17 protein-coding genes and 1 pseudogene are annotated in these 17620 nt (G+C 61.0%); 14 read left to right on the forward strand and 4 right to left on the reverse strand.

Translation table 11 applies throughout. The features are described 5' to 3' along the window. The first annotated feature begins 2 nt into the window (after positions 1-2). The 12 genes from BJ6T_RS11755 to BJ6T_RS11810 all read left to right on the forward strand — a co-directional run bounded on the left by BJ6T_RS11755 (position 3) and on the right by BJ6T_RS11810 (position 11081). On the forward strand, positions 3-1100 hold the full coding sequence (locus tag BJ6T_RS11755; protein WP_014492575.1) for an ABC transporter ATP-binding protein: 1098 nt from the start codon (positions 3-5) through the stop codon (positions 1098-1100). Further along, positions 1093-2100, forward strand: a complete 1008-nt coding sequence (locus BJ6T_RS11760) for an ABC transporter ATP-binding protein (RefSeq protein ID WP_014492576.1) — start codon at positions 1093-1095, stop codon at positions 2098-2100. The genes BJ6T_RS11755 and BJ6T_RS11760 overlap by 8 nt, the downstream gene beginning before the upstream one ends. Then, positions 2097-2711 carry a dihydroxyacetone kinase subunit DhaL gene (dhaL, locus tag BJ6T_RS11765; protein ID WP_014492577.1) on the forward strand — a complete coding sequence of 205 codons (615 nt, stop codon included), beginning with the start codon at positions 2097-2099 and terminating at the stop codon, positions 2709-2711. Before BJ6T_RS11760 ends, dhaL begins: the two co-directional genes overlap by 4 nt. Then, entirely contained in the window at positions 2708-3109 is a 402-nt protein-coding gene (dhaM, locus tag BJ6T_RS11770) for a dihydroxyacetone kinase phosphoryl donor subunit DhaM (protein ID WP_014492578.1), read from the forward strand. Before dhaL ends, dhaM begins: the two co-directional genes overlap by 4 nt. Next, complete coding sequence (locus tag BJ6T_RS11775; protein ID WP_014492579.1) at positions 3102-3416, forward strand: HPr family phosphocarrier protein; 315 nt, start codon at positions 3102-3104, stop codon at positions 3414-3416. Before dhaM ends, BJ6T_RS11775 begins: the two co-directional genes overlap by 8 nt. A 181-nt stretch (positions 3417-3597) precedes the next feature. Beyond that, positions 3598-5019, forward strand: coding sequence for a phosphoenolpyruvate--protein phosphotransferase (gene ptsP, locus BJ6T_RS11780; RefSeq protein WP_014492580.1), 1422 nt, complete (start codon positions 3598-3600; stop codon positions 5017-5019). Then, positions 5016-5441, forward strand: coding sequence for a hypothetical protein (locus BJ6T_RS11785; protein WP_014492581.1), 426 nt, complete (start codon positions 5016-5018; stop codon positions 5439-5441). Before ptsP ends, BJ6T_RS11785 begins: the two co-directional genes overlap by 4 nt. Before the next feature lie 39 nt (positions 5442-5480). Then, a complete protein-coding gene (gene dhaK / locus BJ6T_RS11790; protein ID WP_014492582.1) occupies positions 5481-6470 on the forward strand; it encodes a dihydroxyacetone kinase subunit DhaK in 990 nt (329 codons plus the stop codon). A 578-nt stretch (positions 6471-7048) separates the two neighbouring features. Next, positions 7049-8974 carry an AI-2E family transporter gene (locus BJ6T_RS11795; protein WP_014492583.1) on the forward strand — a complete coding sequence of 642 codons (1926 nt, stop codon included), beginning with the start codon at positions 7049-7051 and terminating at the stop codon, positions 8972-8974. Positions 8975-9263: 289 nt separating this feature from the next. Further along, positions 9264-9764 (forward strand): hypothetical protein, encoded by a 501-nt coding sequence (locus BJ6T_RS11800; RefSeq protein ID WP_014492584.1) that lies wholly within the window; start codon positions 9264-9266, stop codon positions 9762-9764. Between the two features lie 241 nt (positions 9765-10005). Then, positions 10006-10536, forward strand: a complete 531-nt coding sequence (locus BJ6T_RS11805) for a DUF1269 domain-containing protein (RefSeq protein ID WP_014492585.1) — start codon at positions 10006-10008, stop codon at positions 10534-10536. Between the two features lie 356 nt (positions 10537-10892). After that, a complete protein-coding gene (locus BJ6T_RS11810) occupies positions 10893-11081 on the forward strand; it encodes a hypothetical protein (protein WP_225894943.1) in 189 nt (62 codons plus the stop codon). Between the two features lie 150 nt (positions 11082-11231). On the opposite strand, the gene BJ6T_RS43245 is transcribed toward BJ6T_RS11810, so the two are convergent. Beyond that, a complete protein-coding gene (locus BJ6T_RS43245) occupies positions 11232-11423 on the reverse strand; it encodes a ParB N-terminal domain-containing protein (RefSeq protein WP_028150075.1) in 192 nt (63 codons plus the stop codon). 3071 nt (positions 11424-14494) lie between these two features. Beyond that, on the reverse strand, positions 14495-15217 hold the full coding sequence (locus BJ6T_RS11815) for an autotransporter domain-containing protein (RefSeq protein WP_014492588.1): 723 nt from the start codon (positions 15215-15217) through the stop codon (positions 14495-14497). Between the two features lie 32 nt (positions 15218-15249). On the opposite strand from BJ6T_RS11815, the gene BJ6T_RS47935 reads away from it, so the two are divergent. Beyond that, positions 15250-15660 (forward strand): hypothetical protein, encoded by a 411-nt coding sequence (locus BJ6T_RS47935; protein WP_014492589.1) that lies wholly within the window; start codon positions 15250-15252, stop codon positions 15658-15660. A gap of 9 nt (positions 15661-15669) precedes the next feature. Here BJ6T_RS47935 and BJ6T_RS49595 read toward each other — a convergent pair. Beyond that, positions 15670-16101: pseudogene (locus tag BJ6T_RS49595) on the reverse strand (autotransporter outer membrane beta-barrel domain-containing protein); the annotation flags it as partial. A gap of 112 nt (positions 16102-16213) precedes the next feature. On the opposite strand from BJ6T_RS49595, the gene BJ6T_RS11825 reads away from it, so the two are divergent. Continuing rightward, positions 16214-16894, forward strand: a complete 681-nt coding sequence (locus tag BJ6T_RS11825; protein ID WP_144037990.1) for a hypothetical protein — start codon at positions 16214-16216, stop codon at positions 16892-16894. Here BJ6T_RS11825 and BJ6T_RS11830 read toward each other — a convergent pair. Further along, positions 16841-17482, reverse strand: a complete 642-nt coding sequence (locus tag BJ6T_RS11830; RefSeq protein ID WP_014492591.1) for a hypothetical protein — start codon at positions 17480-17482, stop codon at positions 16841-16843. The genes BJ6T_RS11825 and BJ6T_RS11830 overlap by 54 nt on opposite strands. Positions 17483-17620: the final 138 nt, after the last annotated feature.

Below are 17620 nucleotides of genomic sequence, written 5' to 3' on the forward strand. Positions count from 1 at the left end.
CGATGGCACAGATCAGGGTTGAAGCGCTCAACAAATCCTTTGGAGAGTTTCACGCAGTCAAGGGCGCGAGCCTTACGGTGGATGACGGCCAGTTCCTTTGTCTGCTTGGGCCGTCCGGCTGCGGCAAAACAACAACGCTGCGGATGATTGCAGGACTCGAATTGCCAACATCCGGAACGATCAGGCTCGACGGTGAGGACGTGACGATGAACCGCGCCTCCGCGCGAGATATCGCCTTCGTCTTCCAGCTATTTGCGCTCTATCCGCACATGAATGTCCGGCGCAATATCGGCTTTCCACTCAAATGCGAGGGGATCGGAGCCGCGGAGTGCGACCGGCGCGTGGTGGAGGCCGCTCGGATCCTGCGTATCTCCCACCTCCTTGATCGGTCGGTTTCGACCCTCACCGGCGGCGACCGTCAGCGCGTCGCGCTTGGGCGGGCGATCGTCCGCAAGCCGAAGTGCTTCCTGATGGACGAGCCGCTCGGAGCGCTCGATACCGAGATGCGCGAGGCGATGATCCAGGAATTGCGCGCGCTGCATGACCGGCTTGGTGCGACCACCGTTTACGTCACGCATGATCAACTGGAGGCCATGGCAATGGCGGACCTGATTGCGGTGATGAACAACGGCGTTGTCGAGCAGATTGCGAGTCCGCGCGACATTTATGATCGGCCTGTTTCGCTCTTCGTCGCGGACTTCATCGGTTCTCCAGCGATGAATTTCCTGCCGTTTCGCGGCAGCCTGCAAGCCGGGGCGCGGACGATCCGGCTCGGGGATCGCGACGTCGCGATACCCACCGCGCGCGAGGCTCTGGTGGAGAGCGACCTTGTCCTGGGTGTCAGACCCGAGCATGTGCGTTTTTCCGATAGCGGCATGGTGCGGGGCGAGATCTATGGGTCGGAATATCTCGGCACGACACAGATCGTGACGGTGACGACGCCTTACGGCGCTCTCAAGGCCCGCTCGCCCGCCAGCACGGCCTTTCGGATTGGGATGAACGTCGGGCTCGATTTTCGGCCCGATACGTTGTCGCTCTTCGACCAGGGGTCGGGACGGGCAATACGCACCGCATTGCACGAGGGAGGCAAGCATGGCTGAAGTCGAGATCGGAGCGGTCTCCAAGGCGTTTGGCAACACGCAAGCCGTCGTCGATCTGTCCCTCACCATTGGAGATGGCGAATTCGTTGCGTTGCTGGGGCCGACCGGCGCCGGCAAGACGACGACGCTACGTCTCGTTGCCGGATTAGAGGCGCCCGACAGCGGTTCGGTCCGCATCGACGGACGCGATGTGACCAGTGATGCGCCGGCGGATCGCGACGTCGCCTTCGTATTCCAGCAATATTCGTTGTACCCGCATCTGACCGTGTTCGAGAACATGGCCTTTGCGCTACGCGCGCCGACTCGGCGCCTGCCGGAGGCCGAAATTCGCGCAAAGGTCGAACAGGTTGCGCGTCTTCTCCATATCGAGGCCAAGCTCCACAGCAAGGCGACCCAGCTATCGGGCGGGCAGATGCAGCGCGTTGCGATTGGCCGCGCTCTGGTGCGCTCACCCTCGATCTACCTGATGGACGAGCCGCTTTCCTCGCTCGATGCCAAGCTGCGCGGTGAAATGCGCCTGGAGCTTAAGCGCATCCAGATCGATCTCGGTGCAACGATCCTCTACGTCACCCACGATCAAACCGAGGCTATGACCATGGCATCGCGCATCGGCGTGATGGAGGCCGGGCGACTGATGCAGATCGGCACGCCGCGCGAGATTTACGAGAACCCCGTCAACGCCCATGTCGCTGCCCGGCTCGGCCAGCCGATGATCAACCTGCTGCCGGCCGGTCTATTCGCGGGCGCCCCGTCGAGCGCTAAGACCATCGGGGCGCGTACCGAGCACCTGGCTATCACGCGCAATGGCGGAGACGTGTCGGCAACCGTCACGCGGGTCGAGCATCTCGGCGACCAGAGTCATTTGCACCTGGATCTCGGTGGTCAACCCGTCGTGACGTTGGCGGAGTCTGAGATCACGTTGGATGTCGGCGACGTGGTGTCACTACGCCTCAACAAGCCGCTGTTCTTCGACGCGGCCGGCAGGAGGGTCGCAGCATGAGTCTCGATCGGGCCTCTAGGGAAGAGCTGGTGCGAGCGCTTGCGGAAACGGTGATCCAGCACGCCGATGAGCTGACCGACCTCGATCAGGCGATCGGTGACGGCGATCATGGGTTGAACATGAAGCGCGGTTTCGAAGCCGTGCTCGCGACGTTGCCTGGCCTTGCGGACAAATCACTGCCGGAAATGCTGAAGTCGATCGGAATGACGCTGGTCATGAAGGTCGGCGGAGCCTCTGGGCCATTGGTCGGGACTTTCTTTATGGAGCTGGGTAAGGCGCTTCCGGAGCAGCCGACACGTGCAGAGTTCGTCGCGGCCGCGGATCTGGCGATCAACGCCGTGAAGGCACGTGGACGCTCAGAAGCAGGACAGAAGACCTTGCTCGACGTGCTGGTACCGGTGCAAGCGGTATTGGCCGCGGGCGGCGATGCGCGGGCGATTGCGATGGAGGCAGCCCAGGCGGCCGATCGCACAACGCCGATGCTCGCCATTCGCGGCAGGGCTTCTTTTCTCGGCGAACGTTCGATTGGTCACATGGACCCAGGTTCACGCTCGGTGTCCCTGTTGATCGGCGCTGCAGCCAAAGTACTGGAATTCGAGGGAAGGTTATGAGCAGTCAAGATCGCGGCAATGTTGGAATCGTCATCGTTTCGCATTCGCCCAAGATAGCGGAAGGCGCGGCAGATATGGTGCGTCAGATGGTAGGCAATGCGGTGCCGCTCGCCTGGACCGGCGGCGATGTCGATGGAGGGCTCGGCACGAATGTTGCTGGAATCCTGGAGGCGATCGAGGCGGCGTGGTCCGCAGCAGGTGTGGCTGTGCTCGTTGATCTCGGTGGAGCGGAGACAAATTCCGAGATGGCGGTGGAAATGTTGGCTGAAGATCGAAGGGCGCGCGTCGTCGTCTGCAATGCTCCGGTGGTCGAAGGAGCGGTGATTGCAGCGACGGAATCCTCGGGTGGCTCATCGCTCGCAGCCGTCAAGCGTAGCGCGGAGGAATTCTATGCATGATGCCCACCCCAGCCGGGCAGGTGAGACGTCGGCGCCGCTGACCGCCTCGGCGGTTCTCGTCAACAAGGTCGGACTTCATGCGCGGCCGTCGGTCAAGCTCACGCAGTGTGCGAAGAGGTTTGCCGCAAAGATCGAACTCGCCCTCTCTGGAGACGGGCCTTGGACGGATGCCAAGAGTCCGGTGAAGGTGATGCGTGTAAAAGCTCCGCAGGGGGCGACGCTGCATTTCCGGGTCACCGGACCGGACGGAGAGGTGGCGCTTGCTGCCATGCTTGCGCTTGTGCATGACGGTTTTGGCGAGGCTTAACGGCAGTGGCAGAGATCCAACTTATCGGCCGTGCCGCATCGCCGGGCCTCGCGTTCGGGCCGGTCGCCGTGCTGACTTCGGCCGTCGCCGGGCGAATGGCGAGCGAGGATCCGGAGCAGGAGGCTGCAGCGCTGCGGGCGGCGATTGGGGGGCGAGGGCGCAACTCGCCGAGCAGATCAAGATGATTCAGAGTGAGGCGGCAGACATTCTGGAGTTCCAGGCCGCCATGTTGGAAGACGATGCACTAACAGATGCGGCATATGAACTTATCGCGATCGGGATCGCTGCCGACCATGCCTGGCGCCGGGCACTCGACCTAGAGATCGCCGGCTATCGCGCGGCTGAAGATGAATATTTCCGTGCCCGGGCCGTTGATATCGTTGACATCCGCGATCGTGTGCTTGCGCATCTGGGCGGCGTGGGCGTTGTCGCCGGAATCGCGGGCGGTTCGATTGTTGCGGCTGAAGATATCACGCCTTCGACCTTTCTTGCGACTGACTGGTCGCAAGGCGGCGCGATCGCGCTGGCCAGTGGCTCACCTTCCTCGCATGTCGCCATGTTGGCGCGTGCGCGCGGGGCGCCGATGGTCGTTGGATTGGGTCCGTTGTCGTGGCATGGACAGCCACCAGTCTGGGCGCTGGTAGACGGCGACGCCGGAAGGGTCATCTTCGATCCGGAGCCGGAGACCATCCGTCTCTTTGAGCTGCGTATGGCGGCTGCGAAGGCCGAACTGGCTGTCGCCGAGGCGACCAGCCTTGCGCCTGCCTTCGTCGCCAATGGTCGGCGGATAACGATTCTGCTCAATGTGGCCGGGCCTGAAGACCTTGCAAGCCTTGATCCCGCAATTTGCGACGGCATCGGCCTTGTACGCACGGAATTCCTGTTCGAGGCGGCCCACGGCCTGCCGGACGAGGAAGCGCAATACAGGGTCTATCGAGACATTCTCGTCTGGGCCCAAGATAAGCCGGTGACGATCCGGACCTTGGATGCAGGCGGAGACAAGCAGGTTCCCGGTTTGACGGTCGAAGGTGAGAGCAATCCGTTTCTCGGCCTCCGCGGTATCCGCCTCTCGCTCGCGCGGCCGGAGGTGTTTCGTATGCAGCTCCGCGCGCTCTGCCGTGCGGCTGTCCATGGCACGCTGAAAGTGATGTTGCCCATGGTTGCGGTCCCGTCGGAATTGGACCGCGCGAACGAAATACTTGACGCGGAGTTCACAGCCCTCCGAGCGAAAGGAGTTGCCTGCGCTCGCCCGCCGCTCGGCATTATGGTCGAGGTTCCAGCGGCGGCGCTCTGTGCAGCGGATTTTGGCGCTGCATTCTATTCCATCGGTTCGAACGATCTAACCCAGTACACCATGGCGGCGGCGCGCGACATCGGCGCAGTCGCTGACCTCAATGATACCAGCAATCCGGCTGTGCTGGCACTGATAGCCGCGACCGTCGAGGCCGGGCTAAAGCGTGGCGTCGAGGTTTCGCTCTGTGGGGACGCCGCGGCCAACACTCACCTGACGGCGGCGCTGCTCGCGACCGGATTGACAACTCTCTCTGTGTCGCCGATTGCCGTCGCACGGCTCAAGGCCGCAATCGCAAAGGTGAGTTCATGAAGGACGATGTCGGCAAGGACACGCCCGGTGACAAGAATGTCGCAGAATACAAAATAATCCTGCGAAAGGTACTCGACAATCGACCCTCGGGGACGCGCCTGAAGCTTGCGGCGGCGCTGGGCAAGAATCGTTCCTTCGTGAGTCAAATCACGAATCCGGCTTATCTGGTACCGATCCCGGCGAAGCATGTCGCGGTCATCTTCGACGTCTGCCATCTGTCCAGTGCCGAGCGTACAGCATTTCTCGATGCGTATGGCCGCGCGCACCCCGGAAGACTGCGCGCACCCCACCGCGAAGCGCGCACGCGTGTCATTACGGTGACCGTTCCTGAACTTGGTGACGACAAGAAGAACCGTGCGCTCGAGCAGCTCATCGTGGATTTAGCAGCGCAGCTCGCGCGCTTTGCGGAAAGCGTCGGTTAGCCATTGAATCGAACTTTAGACCGGACTGGGAGAACGCTCATGAAAAAGCTGATCAACAGCGCCGATACTGTACTCGAAGAAAGTCTTGACGGCCTCGCCGCAGCGCACGCGGATATCCTGCTGCTCGGCGCCGAGCGCAAATTTGTGCGCCGTCGCACGTTGAAACCGGGCAAGGTCGCGCTGATTTCGGGAGGCGGCTCGGGACATGAGCCGCTGCATGCGGGCTTTGTCGGCCTGGGCATGCTCGACGCGGCTTGTCCTGGCCAGGTCTTCACCTCGCCGACGCCAGATCAGATGATCGAGGCTGCAGAGGCCGTCGACACAGGCGCAGGTGTGCTGTTCATCGTCAAAAACTACGAAGGCGATGTGATGAATTTCACCATGGCAGCCGAGATGGCCGGCCGAGAGGTGGCGAGTGTGGTGACAAACGATGACGTGGCAGTCGAGAAGTCGACTTACACGACTGGTCGTCGTGGCGTCGCGGGAACGTTGATCGTGGAAAAAATGGTCGGCGCCGCTGCCGAGACCGGAATGCCGCTTGCCGCGCTCAAGGCGCTCGGCGATGAAGTCAACCGGCGCACGCGCTCGATGGGCGTCGCGCTATCGCCATGCACTGTGCCGGCCGCCGGGCGGCCAAATTTCATGTTGGCCGACGATGAAATGGAAATGGGCGTCGGCATTCATGGCGAGCCTGGCCGGCGCAGGGTACCGTTGGCTTCCGCCGATGCGATCGCTGCCGAGATGCTCGACGCGATCCTGAAGGATCTTGCGCCGAGCAAGGGCAGTGAAGTGCTGCTTCTCATTAACGGATTTGGCGCGACGCCTCTGATCGAACTCTATCTGATGGTCAATGCCGCAAAGCGGATTCTGGATCGCGCGGGGATCACGGTGACGCGCTTCCTAACCGGTTCCTACGTCACATCCCTTGACATGGCCGGTGTCTCGATCACCGTATCTGTGCTTGACCGCAAAGCCACGACATTGTGGGATGCCCCGGTGCAGACCGCAGCTCTGCGTTGGGGCGTCTGATCTCCGCGCGCGGCTCATTTTTGCTGCAATCGAAGTCCTATCGACTCCGCCCCGCTGAGGCCCGTCCATGCAAGGGAGCCGTTTCTCGTCGGCTCGATCGATCGAATAGGGGCGTCCGCGCCGCCAAGGTAGTGTGGCTGCCGAGCAAACCTGGATCGAGGGCAATGAGAAGTAAGATTCAACAAAAAGGACCCGAGCGGAGGATCCACTCGCAGCCTTGCTTCCGAACTCGTTGTAGATGGTTCGCTTCGAGCCGCCGATGCGCTCGATGATCGCGTCGATACTGATCGCGGCGTAGCCCTGCTCAAAGAAGACACTTGCGCGGCGGCCTCGAGAATGGCTTCACCGCGCCGCCCTATCCGGAACACATCGCCGTGATCGACGCCCGCCGAACGATCGATCAGTTCCGCTGCGATCGAGCCCAAAAAGGGCGCTGCCGACAATGTCCGGTGATCTTGCGCTATGAGACGAGCTAGCGACATTGAACGACATGCTCGGGCTGTCGGAACAAGTTAATTGGGTGTACGATGGTGTCGCGAAGGAGAATTCGCCCACGTATGGGATGAATGAGCCACGCCATGCAAGAGAAGTCTCCTCAAATAAGATTGGCGCAGCCGAGGGGGACCGTCCTGACGAATATGGCCGTCGCAGCGTTGACAATTGCTGCGCTCTATTTCGGCCGTGAAATTTTTGTTCCCTTCGCGTTAGCAGTTCTCCTGAGCTTCGTTTTGGCGCCCTTCGTGATGCGCTTACGTTCCTGGCGAATTCCGCGCACGATTTCTGTGCTGGTGGTCGTCTTCATCGGATTCTCGATCATATTTAGTCTGGGCGGTCTTATGGTTTCGCAGGCGACCCGGCTTGCCGCCAAGCTGCCTGGCTATCAACAAACATTGAGCGACAAAATCGAAAGCCTGCGCGGCTTAATGGGCGACGGCTCTGGAACATTGGAGCAGGCGTCGACAGTTCTGAAGGAATTGAAGACAGAGTTGCAGAATCGAGATGGGGCCGGTCGACCTGCTGGCGGCGAACTCACCAGGCAGCCCTCAGACAAGCCGATACCCATACCCGTTGAGGTAAGGCAACCGGATCCCGGTGCTCTGTCGACGTTCGGCGCAATCATCCAGCCACTGATCTCGCCTTTAACGACGACAGGGATCGTCGTGATCTTTGTTGTCTTTGTCCTGCTGCAACGGGAAGATTTAAGGAATCGGCTTGTCCGATTGGCTGGATCAGCGGATATTCAACGCACAACTGCGGCCCTGGACGACGCTGGCAAGCGTCTGAGCAAGCTCTTTCTTACCCAGATCGCGTTCAATGGCGTGTTCGGTCTTGCAATAGGCATAGGTCTCGAATTCATCGGTGTCCCTTCGGCTCCGCTATGGGGGCTGGTCGCGATGATTATGCGATTTGTACCGTATATCGGTGCACTGATATCTTCGGTTTTCCCTCTCATTCTCGCGGCGGCGGTGGGCCCGGGCTGGCAGATGTTGATACTTACGGTGGCCCTGTTCGTCGTGCTTGAACTGCTTGCCGGACAAGTCCTCGAACCCTTGATTTTTGGGCATAGCTCGGGTCTTTCTCCGATTGCAATTATCCTGTCCGCGTCATTCTGGACGTGGCTTTGGGGGCCGGTCGGACTGGTGTTGGCCACGCCCCTGACAATTTGTCTCGTCGTCCTTGGGCGGCATGTCGATCGCCTCAAATTTCTTGACGTTATGCTTGGCGACCGACCACCGCTGACGCCGCCGCAACTGGCTTATCAACGAATGCTGGCGGGAGATCCCATTGAAGCGGTGGAACAGGCGCACGAATACCTGAATGACTCGTCGCTTGAGAATTATTATGACGACATCCTCTTGAAAGGCCTGAGACTCGCGGAGGCCGACCGTCAATTGGGTCACCTCGATCAGGACCGATTAAATCGGGTAGTCTCAACGGTGGAAGAATTGGTCGCTGAACTGGGGGCACGCCATGACGTGGAAGCAACAGGACCCGGTTCCCCGGATCTAAGCTCAAGCCCGGGAGCTGCCATTACATTCGAGCGAGCAGGCTCCGAGCACGCTTTGATTCCGGAGCCGCCGACCTCGTCTATTTCGGTCGTTTGCATCCCTGGTGCCGGGCGACTCGATGAGGCGACGGCGCTTGTGCTGGCGCAGCTTCTGCGGTACCGCGGGTTTCAGGCAATTGCGGAAAAGGCTGATGCTTCATCAATGTCGAAATTGCTTTCGCTCGAATTGGCGAACACCGCGCTTGTATGCGTCTGCTATCTGAGTCAGCCTTCCGCCGCCAAGATTCAGCACGTCGTTCGAGGGCTCAGTAAAAGGATTGGCGCAACCCGTATCCTGTTCGCTTTGCTGGGAGCGGGAGCCGCAGAAACGGTGGGAAACGCTTCCAACGCGTTGGTAGCAAGCGGGTCATTCGGTGCAACCTTGGAAGCAGTTGTTCACGTGACCTCCGCGCAACCTGATGCGTCGGATCAGGCGAAGGCAGCTGCTCCGGCGTAAAAGCGAATTTCTTGCTCCTTTGGATTGCCGGGCGTCGCAGAGCGACCGATCCGCATCGGTCACCTGGTCCTGTGGAGAGCAACAATCAGTTTACACGGCCGCCATGACCCTTTGACCTAGGTCAATACTCTCAACGTGGGTTTACCTTGGAAGTAGCAACTATCGGAGCGACTGCACTCTTCGCCGGTATCTTGTGCCTAACGCCGATATCGCTCGTATGTCACGCAAGGGAAACGTGCCGTTGTCTGTGGCAAGCAGCCTGAGCTAATCACGCAAGGAGGAGCTGTAGATGGGTATCCTTGACGAGTTAATGGGCGGTGGGCAACGCCAGAAAGAGTATCGGGATTTCGTTGGTCGATACGAACAAGGAAATCCGTCGGAGGGCTATTCCGATCAAGAGGTTCTCAAACGGTATGGTGATGTGTCACACGCCGTGCCGTCTGACCAGTACGCGCAGGCAGCGATAGAAGCGTTGGGCAAGCTTTCGCCGGAGGAACGGGCGGCGTTCGTGAAGATGCTGCAGGAGCGAGCCGCCGCGCGCGGCGTGGCTCTTCCGGGACAAGTGGCCCCCGAACCGAAGGAATTGGGCGAGGTGCTCACCGATCTGCATGGGAAGCCCGGTCAGCTCCGGGATATCCTCGTCAGTGGCGATGCCCAGCCTCAAGAGCAAGCCCAACCGTCGAACCCCATCATCGACATACTTGCGTCCCCGCAGGCTAAGGCCGTGCTCGCGGGCATCGCGGCCATGGTGGTCAAGCGTGTCATGCAGGGTTCATCCCGAACCGCGTAGCTTGGTCAGCGGCAAGTTCGGGCATGATCCGCTATGCTGCCGAAACGGAAGGGCGCTAGCCGCCATCGACCTGGTGCGCGTCTGACTGCTGTGCGTTGCCGCCCGTGCCGGGTGTGCCCGCCGCCTCCCGTTGTGCCCGGAGCGCCGTCATCCGCTATCCGTAGCGGCTTGCCTGTCCCGCGCGACCGGGCGCATCCTCTCTGGCATGGGGAGCAATCGTTCGAGTAGAGGAGCAGAATAGATGAGCGACCTTGTCGTAATTGCATTTCCAACCGAGGCGAAGGCGGAGGAAGTTCGCCAAAAATTGCTGGCCATGCAGAAGGAGTATTTGATCGAACTCGGCGATGCCGTGATCGCGGTGAAAGACAGCAACGGAAACATCAAACTAAATCAACTGATCAATACCACGGCTGCTGGTGCGGCTACTGGCGCCTTTTGGGGGACGCTGATTGGCCTGATCTTTTTGATGCCGCTTGCTGGTGCTGCCCTCGGCGTCGCGTCCGGCACACTCAGCGGATATTTAACGGATGTCGGCATCAACGACAAATGGATGAAAGAGACCGCTGCCGCCGTTCAACCCGGATCCGCAGCGCTCTTCGTACTGGTGCGCAAAGTCACGGCAGACAAGGTTCTTGAAAAGCTAAAAGGCGAAGGCGGCACGGTGCTAAAGACTTCTCTCGACCACACCAAGGAAGCCGCCTTGCAAGCAGCGCTGGCGGCGGTCAAAGAGGCGGTACCGGCGGCTTCGCCTCCTGATTTGCCGGGCGCTTGAAACGACGGCGACCGCCTGCCGACGACCGCTCCCGGCATTACCGCAGCCCTCTCTGGCGCAGTGACGCCGCGCCGGGTGCGGTCATCGGTGCGTTCCGGGTCCTTTGAGGGCCGGAGGCAAGTGCCGGGACGGCGCGGCCACGCCGTATGAAAATGTTTGCAATTCATCATACCGCGCTAAATTTAGTGCGATCCGTTCACGTGCCTGAGCCCGAGGCACAGCGTTGACCTAGATCAAACCATTGATGGCGGTGACGTTCTTCTGAACGGAGAAGGCCGCCGGGTGAGTGTCCGGCTGGGCTTGTTCTTTAATTCCCGGGATTTTGATCTATTTCGCCAAATGCGCGAGGGATGCAGATGTCGGATAATCCCATCGACGTGATCGAAGCCGCCATTCGCTCCGCCTTCACCAGTTACCCAAAGGAAGACGACCCGGATTGGAGAAGTCCGCACTGGATCAAGTCTGACGAGTGCTCGCACTTGGCACAGGGCATACTGCTGGAATTGCACGCAAAGGGATTTGAAATCGTGAAGAGGCAGACCTGATAGATCGGCGGCGGGCCCGCGCAATTGGTCATTTGAAGCGACCAGATCTCGCGACGTGGCACAGGCTCGACGCAGGCGGCCAAGACGCGCCGCTCAAATCCTCGTTGGCGTTGTTGCGATGCATCGAACAACGTACGCTCGGCGAGCGGCTCAGGCTGTATGTCGAAGGGAACTTCCATAATGCTTGAAGAAGTTATCAAGCTTCACTGGTTCGCCGGTATCTCGCCAGAACAGTCTTTTACCGAGGCTGGCCGCCACTGCGAGGCGGTGGTGGCCGCCGATTAAAGTATGGTCATCGGATGCTGTTGCGATGATCTCGCCGTCTTCGTCCACGATTTTCATGTGCTGCCTCCATTCCAGCGTGCGGTCAGGCCTCCGCGATGGTGCGCAATCTATCTAATCTTATGCGGGCTCTGGGCGTTCCAACCCATGAAGATCACGGCTTCCGTATTCGACATGCGCCACATCGCCGCCCTTTGTGTACCAACTGGCAAGGCCCGATTGCGGAGGGCGCGCGCCAGCACTCGACGGTCCCGGACCTGGAAGCCGCCCGGCGGTGACAAATGGGCAAATTGTTTGTTGTGGATCAATTCCAAGGTGCCCAGACATTCGTACGCTGCGCCGCAAACGAGGGAGGTTCCACATGGCATCAATCTTCTCGGCGCCCCATCCAGAAAAATGCCCTCAATGTGGTTCTGGGGTGGTCCATCTAGAGTGGCGTGAGCGCGTCAATACCGAAGAAATCCATGATCTTTGGCGCTGCTTTAGCTGCAAAAGCGAGTTTGTCACCGCCGCCACTCCTGATGAGAGAGAACCCTCGGTCGTCGAGATAACCAAGCCCTTCTTTACGAGCCTAATAGTCTAATCGACTGGCGTGGCTCGCGCTTTACTTGACGCCTTGACCGCCGACGCGCGCACGAGCCAAACCGTCCCGGAGCAGCCGTCACGGTCGGCACGATCTGCTCCGATTTCTTGCTCGCGGAGTGGTCGAGGCACTTTGCGATCCACGCATCGTCGAAGCCGCGGTCACCTGCCAAGATCGCCGCCGTTCGGCGGAGATCGTGCGGCGTGAAGCGCTTGAGGCCCAATAAATCACAGAGCCGGGGCGTCTTGCTCTTGTCCTCGTTCCGGCGCCAAACGCCACTCTTTGCGACGATTGGGCAAATAGGTCCTTGCCGTTACCTACCGTGAGCTTCGTCAGGCAGGATGCCAACGAGCACGCGCATCCGGTCCTCCACCGGCCCAGGAAACAGGCTAAGGTCGCAGGCCCCATCAAGGGTCAAAAGGACAAGCTCGATGACCACAATCAAGTTCTTGGCGACTGGATTGATCGCGATCACCGTCCTTACAACGACCGCCGTGGCTCGCGAGAAATTCGCAGCCGGGCCAACGCGCCTCACGGTGCACGGCAAGCCCTGTCATATATTCAATACCGGCCCCGGCGGCTGCTGGATTGTCTGGGAGGGCATTCCAATATGGTTCGGTCCGTCGGTCCGGGGCGTGCCCGGCCGCATTTGCGACAATGGCGACAATCCGAGGATATGTTGAGATGCGGACGATAGGAGGCGCGCAGCGTTATCCGAGGCAATCGCTGCGCGGTTCGGCCCTCGGGGGCGTCAACGCGTTGGCGGCGAGAAGTACGCGCGGGTGCTTGTGCTCGCGTTTCGGCACCGTCTCGCTGAAGCCGGATCGCATCGGGTAACGTGATGAGCTCGGTGCCGCTGGGCAGCACGATCGGAGTGTCAAAGCGGCGTAAGCAACCATCGGATTCAGCCATGCTGACGCCAGTCCGACTGGTATCCGTTCGCCGCAATCAAAGCGCGCGTATTTCTCGCGAGTCCACGCCTCATGAACTCGCGAGGCCTGGAAATTGGCCTCTTTGCTTTTTAGGAAGATATTCGCGCCATGCCACCTCGAACGCCGCGCGGGAGCCGCCTCGAACGACGGCGCCGAGCCTTTGCGGTGCTCGCCGGGCTTCGAGCCGGGATAGAAGCCGCACTGTCGGACGAGTCTTTCCGACGGCTTTGCTATGCTGCCGACGTGATGTCGTCAAAGCGCCGGCAAGGTGCGGCGACCCGGATTAGCCGCGCCCGCTACTGGTCGAGCGGCCCCTTCCAATCTGTAAAGTCGTATACGGCCCACCATCGATGCAGTGTCTGCCCGCACGCTTTGCAATCGAAGCGCCCGCTTGCCACGACCGGCCGCCTTATTTGGATAGCGCTGTGAAGCGCCCCGCAGAACAAGCAACTAAAAAAGACGCGCATTGGTCATCGGTTCCCGGTCGAAGTGCACCCCGTGCGTTGGGCCAACTGGGTCGCCATAGTCAAAAAGGGAAGTTTGTATCTTGGCAGTTCAGGCCAAATATTTGTGAGTTCGCGCCAACGTGGATCCTAGGTCGCGATGCGGCGCGGTGGGCCCAGGGTGCAGTGAGTGCACATAGTTCACAAAGGACAAAAGGCCCGGCTGGGCCGGGCCCCATTGCACGCCACTCGCGTCGGTGAGTTGTGAGTTCAGAGGCCAAAGGACCAACCGATTGCGAGACGCTGGCTCACTGGCGAATCAGTACTGTAATTTGTCGACACAATTGAGGCCAACTACGGTCGTCCCCGAGCATCTCAAGCTCGGCACTATGCGGCAGTCACGGCCATGGCTGGGATCCTCACGGCTTATCCCTTCGGCGGCTGCAATTCCCCAGCAAACCACCTCGCGACCTCGGGCGACGTGATCGGATCGGCTTCCTCGCAATGCAAGCATGTCGGCCGGAGTGGGCCCTTGCCATCCGGTCGCGCTATCAGGACCAGCGGCTTGCCGCAAAACGCACAATTTAAGGTTTTGGATATCCCGCCCATCGCCTCATTATGGCGCGTGGAACCGGAGAGTCCAGATATCGATGGCAATCTCCGCGACTGACGCGCACACAAAATCGCGATGCCTCATCAGGCTACCGCATCGTCCAGCCACAGTTCGAGCAGCGCGCGATCTGCGTCGCATCCCCTCGGCCGCCAAGAGCACCTGGGCGCGCGCAGGCGCGGCATGCACCTGCGGCAGGTCGGTGCCGGCGAGCGGCCGCACGGTTTTCGGCGACGAGTAATTTCCTGACCTCGCGGCGAGCAGGAAGTCGATCCGTGTCCGACTCAAGCGTACATGCCGAATGCCGCCGTTGCTGGCAGGCAACGACATCAGATGCTCATTTGATCCGGTCCGATCAGGCTGCGAACCGCAGGTCAGAACGTTTAGCGACCTTCACGGTCGGCTTGCCGATGATGCGCCGCAGAGCGGCTGCGACGCCGTCCAGCACCGCGCGCTTCTCTTTCATACGCTTAACCCTTTGATTTCCCAGACTTGGCCGATCGATGTTTCGCCATGGAGGGGTATCTCATTGATACATCCGAGGCGGTCACTGATCTCGTGCCTCACCAGTTGACCCGCAGCCCCGCTTTTCCCGCATAGGCAAAGCCGCCGCCGTCAAACCGGCTTTGGTAGGAGGCATTGGCATAGAGCGTCGTCGAGGAGGTCAGCTGGCCGCTGACGCCGGCGTTGATCTCGCCCCACAGGCCATTGAGACTGGCGTGGAACGGGATGAAGCCGGTCTCGGACGAGAACCACGTCGTCGGATTGCCGAGAAATTCGTTCCAGAGGTTGGGCCGGATCCAGACTGTGATCGTGCGTGGGCTGTCATCGATCGTCCAGGTCCGGCCGAACCTGGCGCCGACACGGGCAGCCAGCGAATTTACGTTCGTGAAGCGGAGTTGCGCAGCAATATCATGGGCGTCGTTGACGTGAACGTTCTGGTAGACCAGCTGTGCCTGCGGCTCGATGAAATACCCGCCGGCGAACTTGAAAGGATAGCCGCCCTCGACCGATGCGGCGCCGCCCTGTGCGCCGGTCTTGAGCGCGGGAATGCCTGAATTGCCAACGCTGCGGATGTCATAGAATGTGCCTTGCAGCACCGAGTCGACGTACCAGCCGCCTGGTCCGAAACGCGTCCAATATCCACCGAGCGTGTAGGCTGCAAAGTCGCTGTCGCCCATCGCACCGTCGAAATGGGCGACCCGTCCCTGGGCTCCACCGATGGCAAAGTAGGCGCCGGCCTGGTCGCGCGAGCCGTCGGCATTGTCATGCCGATAGGCATCCATGCCCCCTGGAGTGTCTGAAAATTATAAGAGAAATGCGGGCCGGCCGTGCCGCCGAGCACGCCGAGGCTGTCACCCTGTTGAGCGCCGTTGACTCCGACGATGCGAGCCCAGCCAACCCGGGTGCTCTCTGCATTGGCGCGACGGCGTTCGCCATCTTCCTCGCCGACGCGCTCGTGAAGGGAGTCAAGCAGGCTGCGTCCATACAACAGCGTCATCGCCGGGATGGCGGCGTAGTACGACGTTTCGTCCCGGTAGTCCGGGATGTCGCCACCGCCACCGCCACCGCCGCCGCCGCCACCGCCACCGCCTCCACCACCGCCTCCTCCTCCACCTCCACCTCCACCACCGCCGCAAATGCGCAGCTCAGGATGGTTGGCACAGACGAGGGTGGAGCGCAGATACCAGGACTGCGGATCGCTGGCGTCCACGCTCGATCGATATAGCGAGTAACGGTAGGGGCCCGCGAGGACTGGCCGGGACAGGCTGAAAGCGTCCGCCGTCGTGGTTGCTCCATTGATTGCATCGACGACAAGGATCCCGTTGCCCGTCGTCAAGGCGCCGGCACCGATCGTGTTGGATATCTTGAGGAAGGTGTTGCCGGACGCCGTGCCACCGTCGATGACGAGCCGGTCCGACGGTGAGCCGTCGCTGCCAAGAAACGTGTTCAGGGCGATCGTGCTGCTGCGACCCACATAGTTGACGGTCGTCAATGTCTTGTAGCTCGACAGCTGCGTGGGATCGTCTGTCGGCGCGGTGAAATCGATCTCGCTTACGGCATTGGTCAGATTGGTGACGTTCGAGCTTGCCGTCATGGTCCAGAGTGAACCATTTTGCAGCGTGACGTTCGACGTGCTCCCGGCGTCGGTGATCGCAGCGCCGCGCATGCGAGAGCCGTCCGACAAGAGATCGAGCACGGCACCGCCACTGACGGTCAACCATTGACCGTTGTTCGCGATCGCCTCGACGCCATTCAGGGTGACGTTGCTGATGCCGCCGGTGGCCGCGATCGAGGCACCGTTCGGGCTGGTCAAAATCGATACGGTCAACGTGGCGCTGCCGCCGCTGATGTTCAGGGCGTTCGAGCCGGCACCGGTGGCGGTCAAATCCGCGGTCGCGTCTAGCGCGCCGCCGGCTGTCACCACGGCTGCATGGGCGGTCGCGCCGGAGGTCGTCACGGTGCCGCCGGTCGCGTTGATCGATGAGTTGGCGCCGGTCGCCAGCAGGCCGGTCGACGAGGCGCCAACGGTGTTGACCGTTGCGTTCGTGAGCGAAACGTGGCCAGCGCTGTCAGCCTGGACGCCGACCGAGTTGTCGCCGCGTGTACTGATGGCGGTCCCGTCGGCCGTCACGGTGCTGCCAGTTCCAGTCGCCTGCACCGCGATCTCGGCGTTATTGCCAATCGCGGCAACGCTGCCGCCCCTCATCGTGATCGCTGCGCCATCCAGCGCCTTGGCGCCGACATCCCCGCCGCCGCCCGAAATCGTGACTGCAAGGCCATTTGCCGCGATGCTGCTTCCGGCCGATTGGGCCAAAAGGCCGGTCTCGCCGCCGCCATTGCCTTCAACGCTGACCGTCCCGCCCGTCAGCGTAGCGGTGCCGCCGGTGTCCGCACGCACGCCGACATCATTGCCACCGCCTCCGGGCATCGCGATCGTCGTTCCCACCGTCGCGATCTGACTGCCGGTGCCGCTCGCCCACAGACCCCGTGTTGCCGCCGCCACCGGCCGCGTAGCTGATGGCCGTGTCGAGCAAGTTGATCGTGGCACCATTGGTTGCCTTGCCGGCTACATTGTTCCCCGCACTATTGAGGCCGACCGTCAGCCCAGTCGCGCGGATCTGCGTGCCTGTCCCGTCAGCCAGCAATGCGGTTCCGCCGCCGCCGAAGGCGGGATTGATGGCCGAGCCCGACTCGAAAATGATCTGGCCGCCGCTTTGCGCGGAGGCTGCGACGCTCCAATTGCCGTTGATGCTGGAGCCGGTGCTGAAGATGATCGTGCCGTTCGTGTCGGCGAGGCCGCCGATGCTGCCGCCGTTGAAGGGATTGATGTTGACGTTGTTGGTGGTGATCTGCGCGCTGGTGCTGGCATGAACGGCAGGTGTTCCGGTCAGCGACGTATTCGGGTCGATCGCGCAGGTTCCGCTGGTGAGAGTGACCGTCGAGCCTCCGGCAACAGTGCAGGATTGAGCGAGCGCCGTATCGCTCGCGCCGACCCACGACATCATCGCCAGTATCGTGAGTCCAATTGAATTGAAGACACGGTTCACCGCGCACCTCCTTCAAGTGACGTTCAACGACGACAAATCGAAAGAATGGGACGCGCTATTCTGGCGCTGCGAACGCGTAAGGATTGCTACAATTTGAAGGAGCAAATCATGAGGTTCACTCTTTCGACACAGCTTGCC

Origin of the sequence: Bradyrhizobium japonicum USDA 6 (genome assembly GCF_000284375.1) — a bacterium.
GTDB classification, from domain to species: Bacteria; Pseudomonadota; Alphaproteobacteria; order Rhizobiales; family Xanthobacteraceae; genus Bradyrhizobium; species Bradyrhizobium japonicum.

Bases quoted from the DNA above. Each gene is read 5' to 3' on its own strand.
- BJ6T_RS11755 (WP_014492575.1), top strand. From the start codon at position 3: ATGGCACAGATCAGGGTTGAAGCGCTCAACAAATCCTTTGGAGAGTTT.
- BJ6T_RS11760 (WP_014492576.1), top strand. From the start codon at position 1,093: ATGGCTGAAGTCGAGATCGGAGCGGTCTCCAAGGCGTTTGGCAACACG.
- dhaL (WP_014492577.1), top strand. From the start codon at position 2,097: ATGAGTCTCGATCGGGCCTCTAGGGAAGAGCTGGTGCGAGCGCTTGCG.
- dhaM (WP_014492578.1), top strand. From the start codon at position 2,708: ATGAGCAGTCAAGATCGCGGCAATGTTGGAATCGTCATCGTTTCGCAT.
- BJ6T_RS11775 (WP_014492579.1), top strand. From the start codon at position 3,102: ATGCATGATGCCCACCCCAGCCGGGCAGGTGAGACGTCGGCGCCGCTG.
- ptsP (WP_014492580.1), top strand. From the start codon at position 3,598: ATGATTCAGAGTGAGGCGGCAGACATTCTGGAGTTCCAGGCCGCCATG.
- BJ6T_RS11785 (WP_014492581.1), top strand. From the start codon at position 5,016: ATGAAGGACGATGTCGGCAAGGACACGCCCGGTGACAAGAATGTCGCA.
- dhaK (WP_014492582.1), top strand. From the start codon at position 5,481: ATGAAAAAGCTGATCAACAGCGCCGATACTGTACTCGAAGAAAGTCTT.
- BJ6T_RS11795 (WP_014492583.1), top strand. From the start codon at position 7,049: ATGCAAGAGAAGTCTCCTCAAATAAGATTGGCGCAGCCGAGGGGGACC.
- BJ6T_RS11800 (WP_014492584.1), top strand. From the start codon at position 9,264: ATGGGTATCCTTGACGAGTTAATGGGCGGTGGGCAACGCCAGAAAGAG.
- BJ6T_RS11805 (WP_014492585.1), top strand. From the start codon at position 10,006: ATGAGCGACCTTGTCGTAATTGCATTTCCAACCGAGGCGAAGGCGGAG.
- BJ6T_RS11810 (WP_225894943.1), top strand. From the start codon at position 10,893: ATGTCGGATAATCCCATCGACGTGATCGAAGCCGCCATTCGCTCCGCC.
- BJ6T_RS43245 (WP_028150075.1), bottom strand. From the start codon at position 11,423: ATGAAAATCGTGGACGAAGACGGCGAGATCATCGCAACAGCATCCGAT.
- BJ6T_RS11815 (WP_014492588.1), bottom strand. From the start codon at position 15,217: ATGGATGCCTATCGGCATGACAATGCCGACGGCTCGCGCGACCAGGCC.
- BJ6T_RS47935 (WP_014492589.1), top strand. From the start codon at position 15,250: ATGCGGGCCGGCCGTGCCGCCGAGCACGCCGAGGCTGTCACCCTGTTG.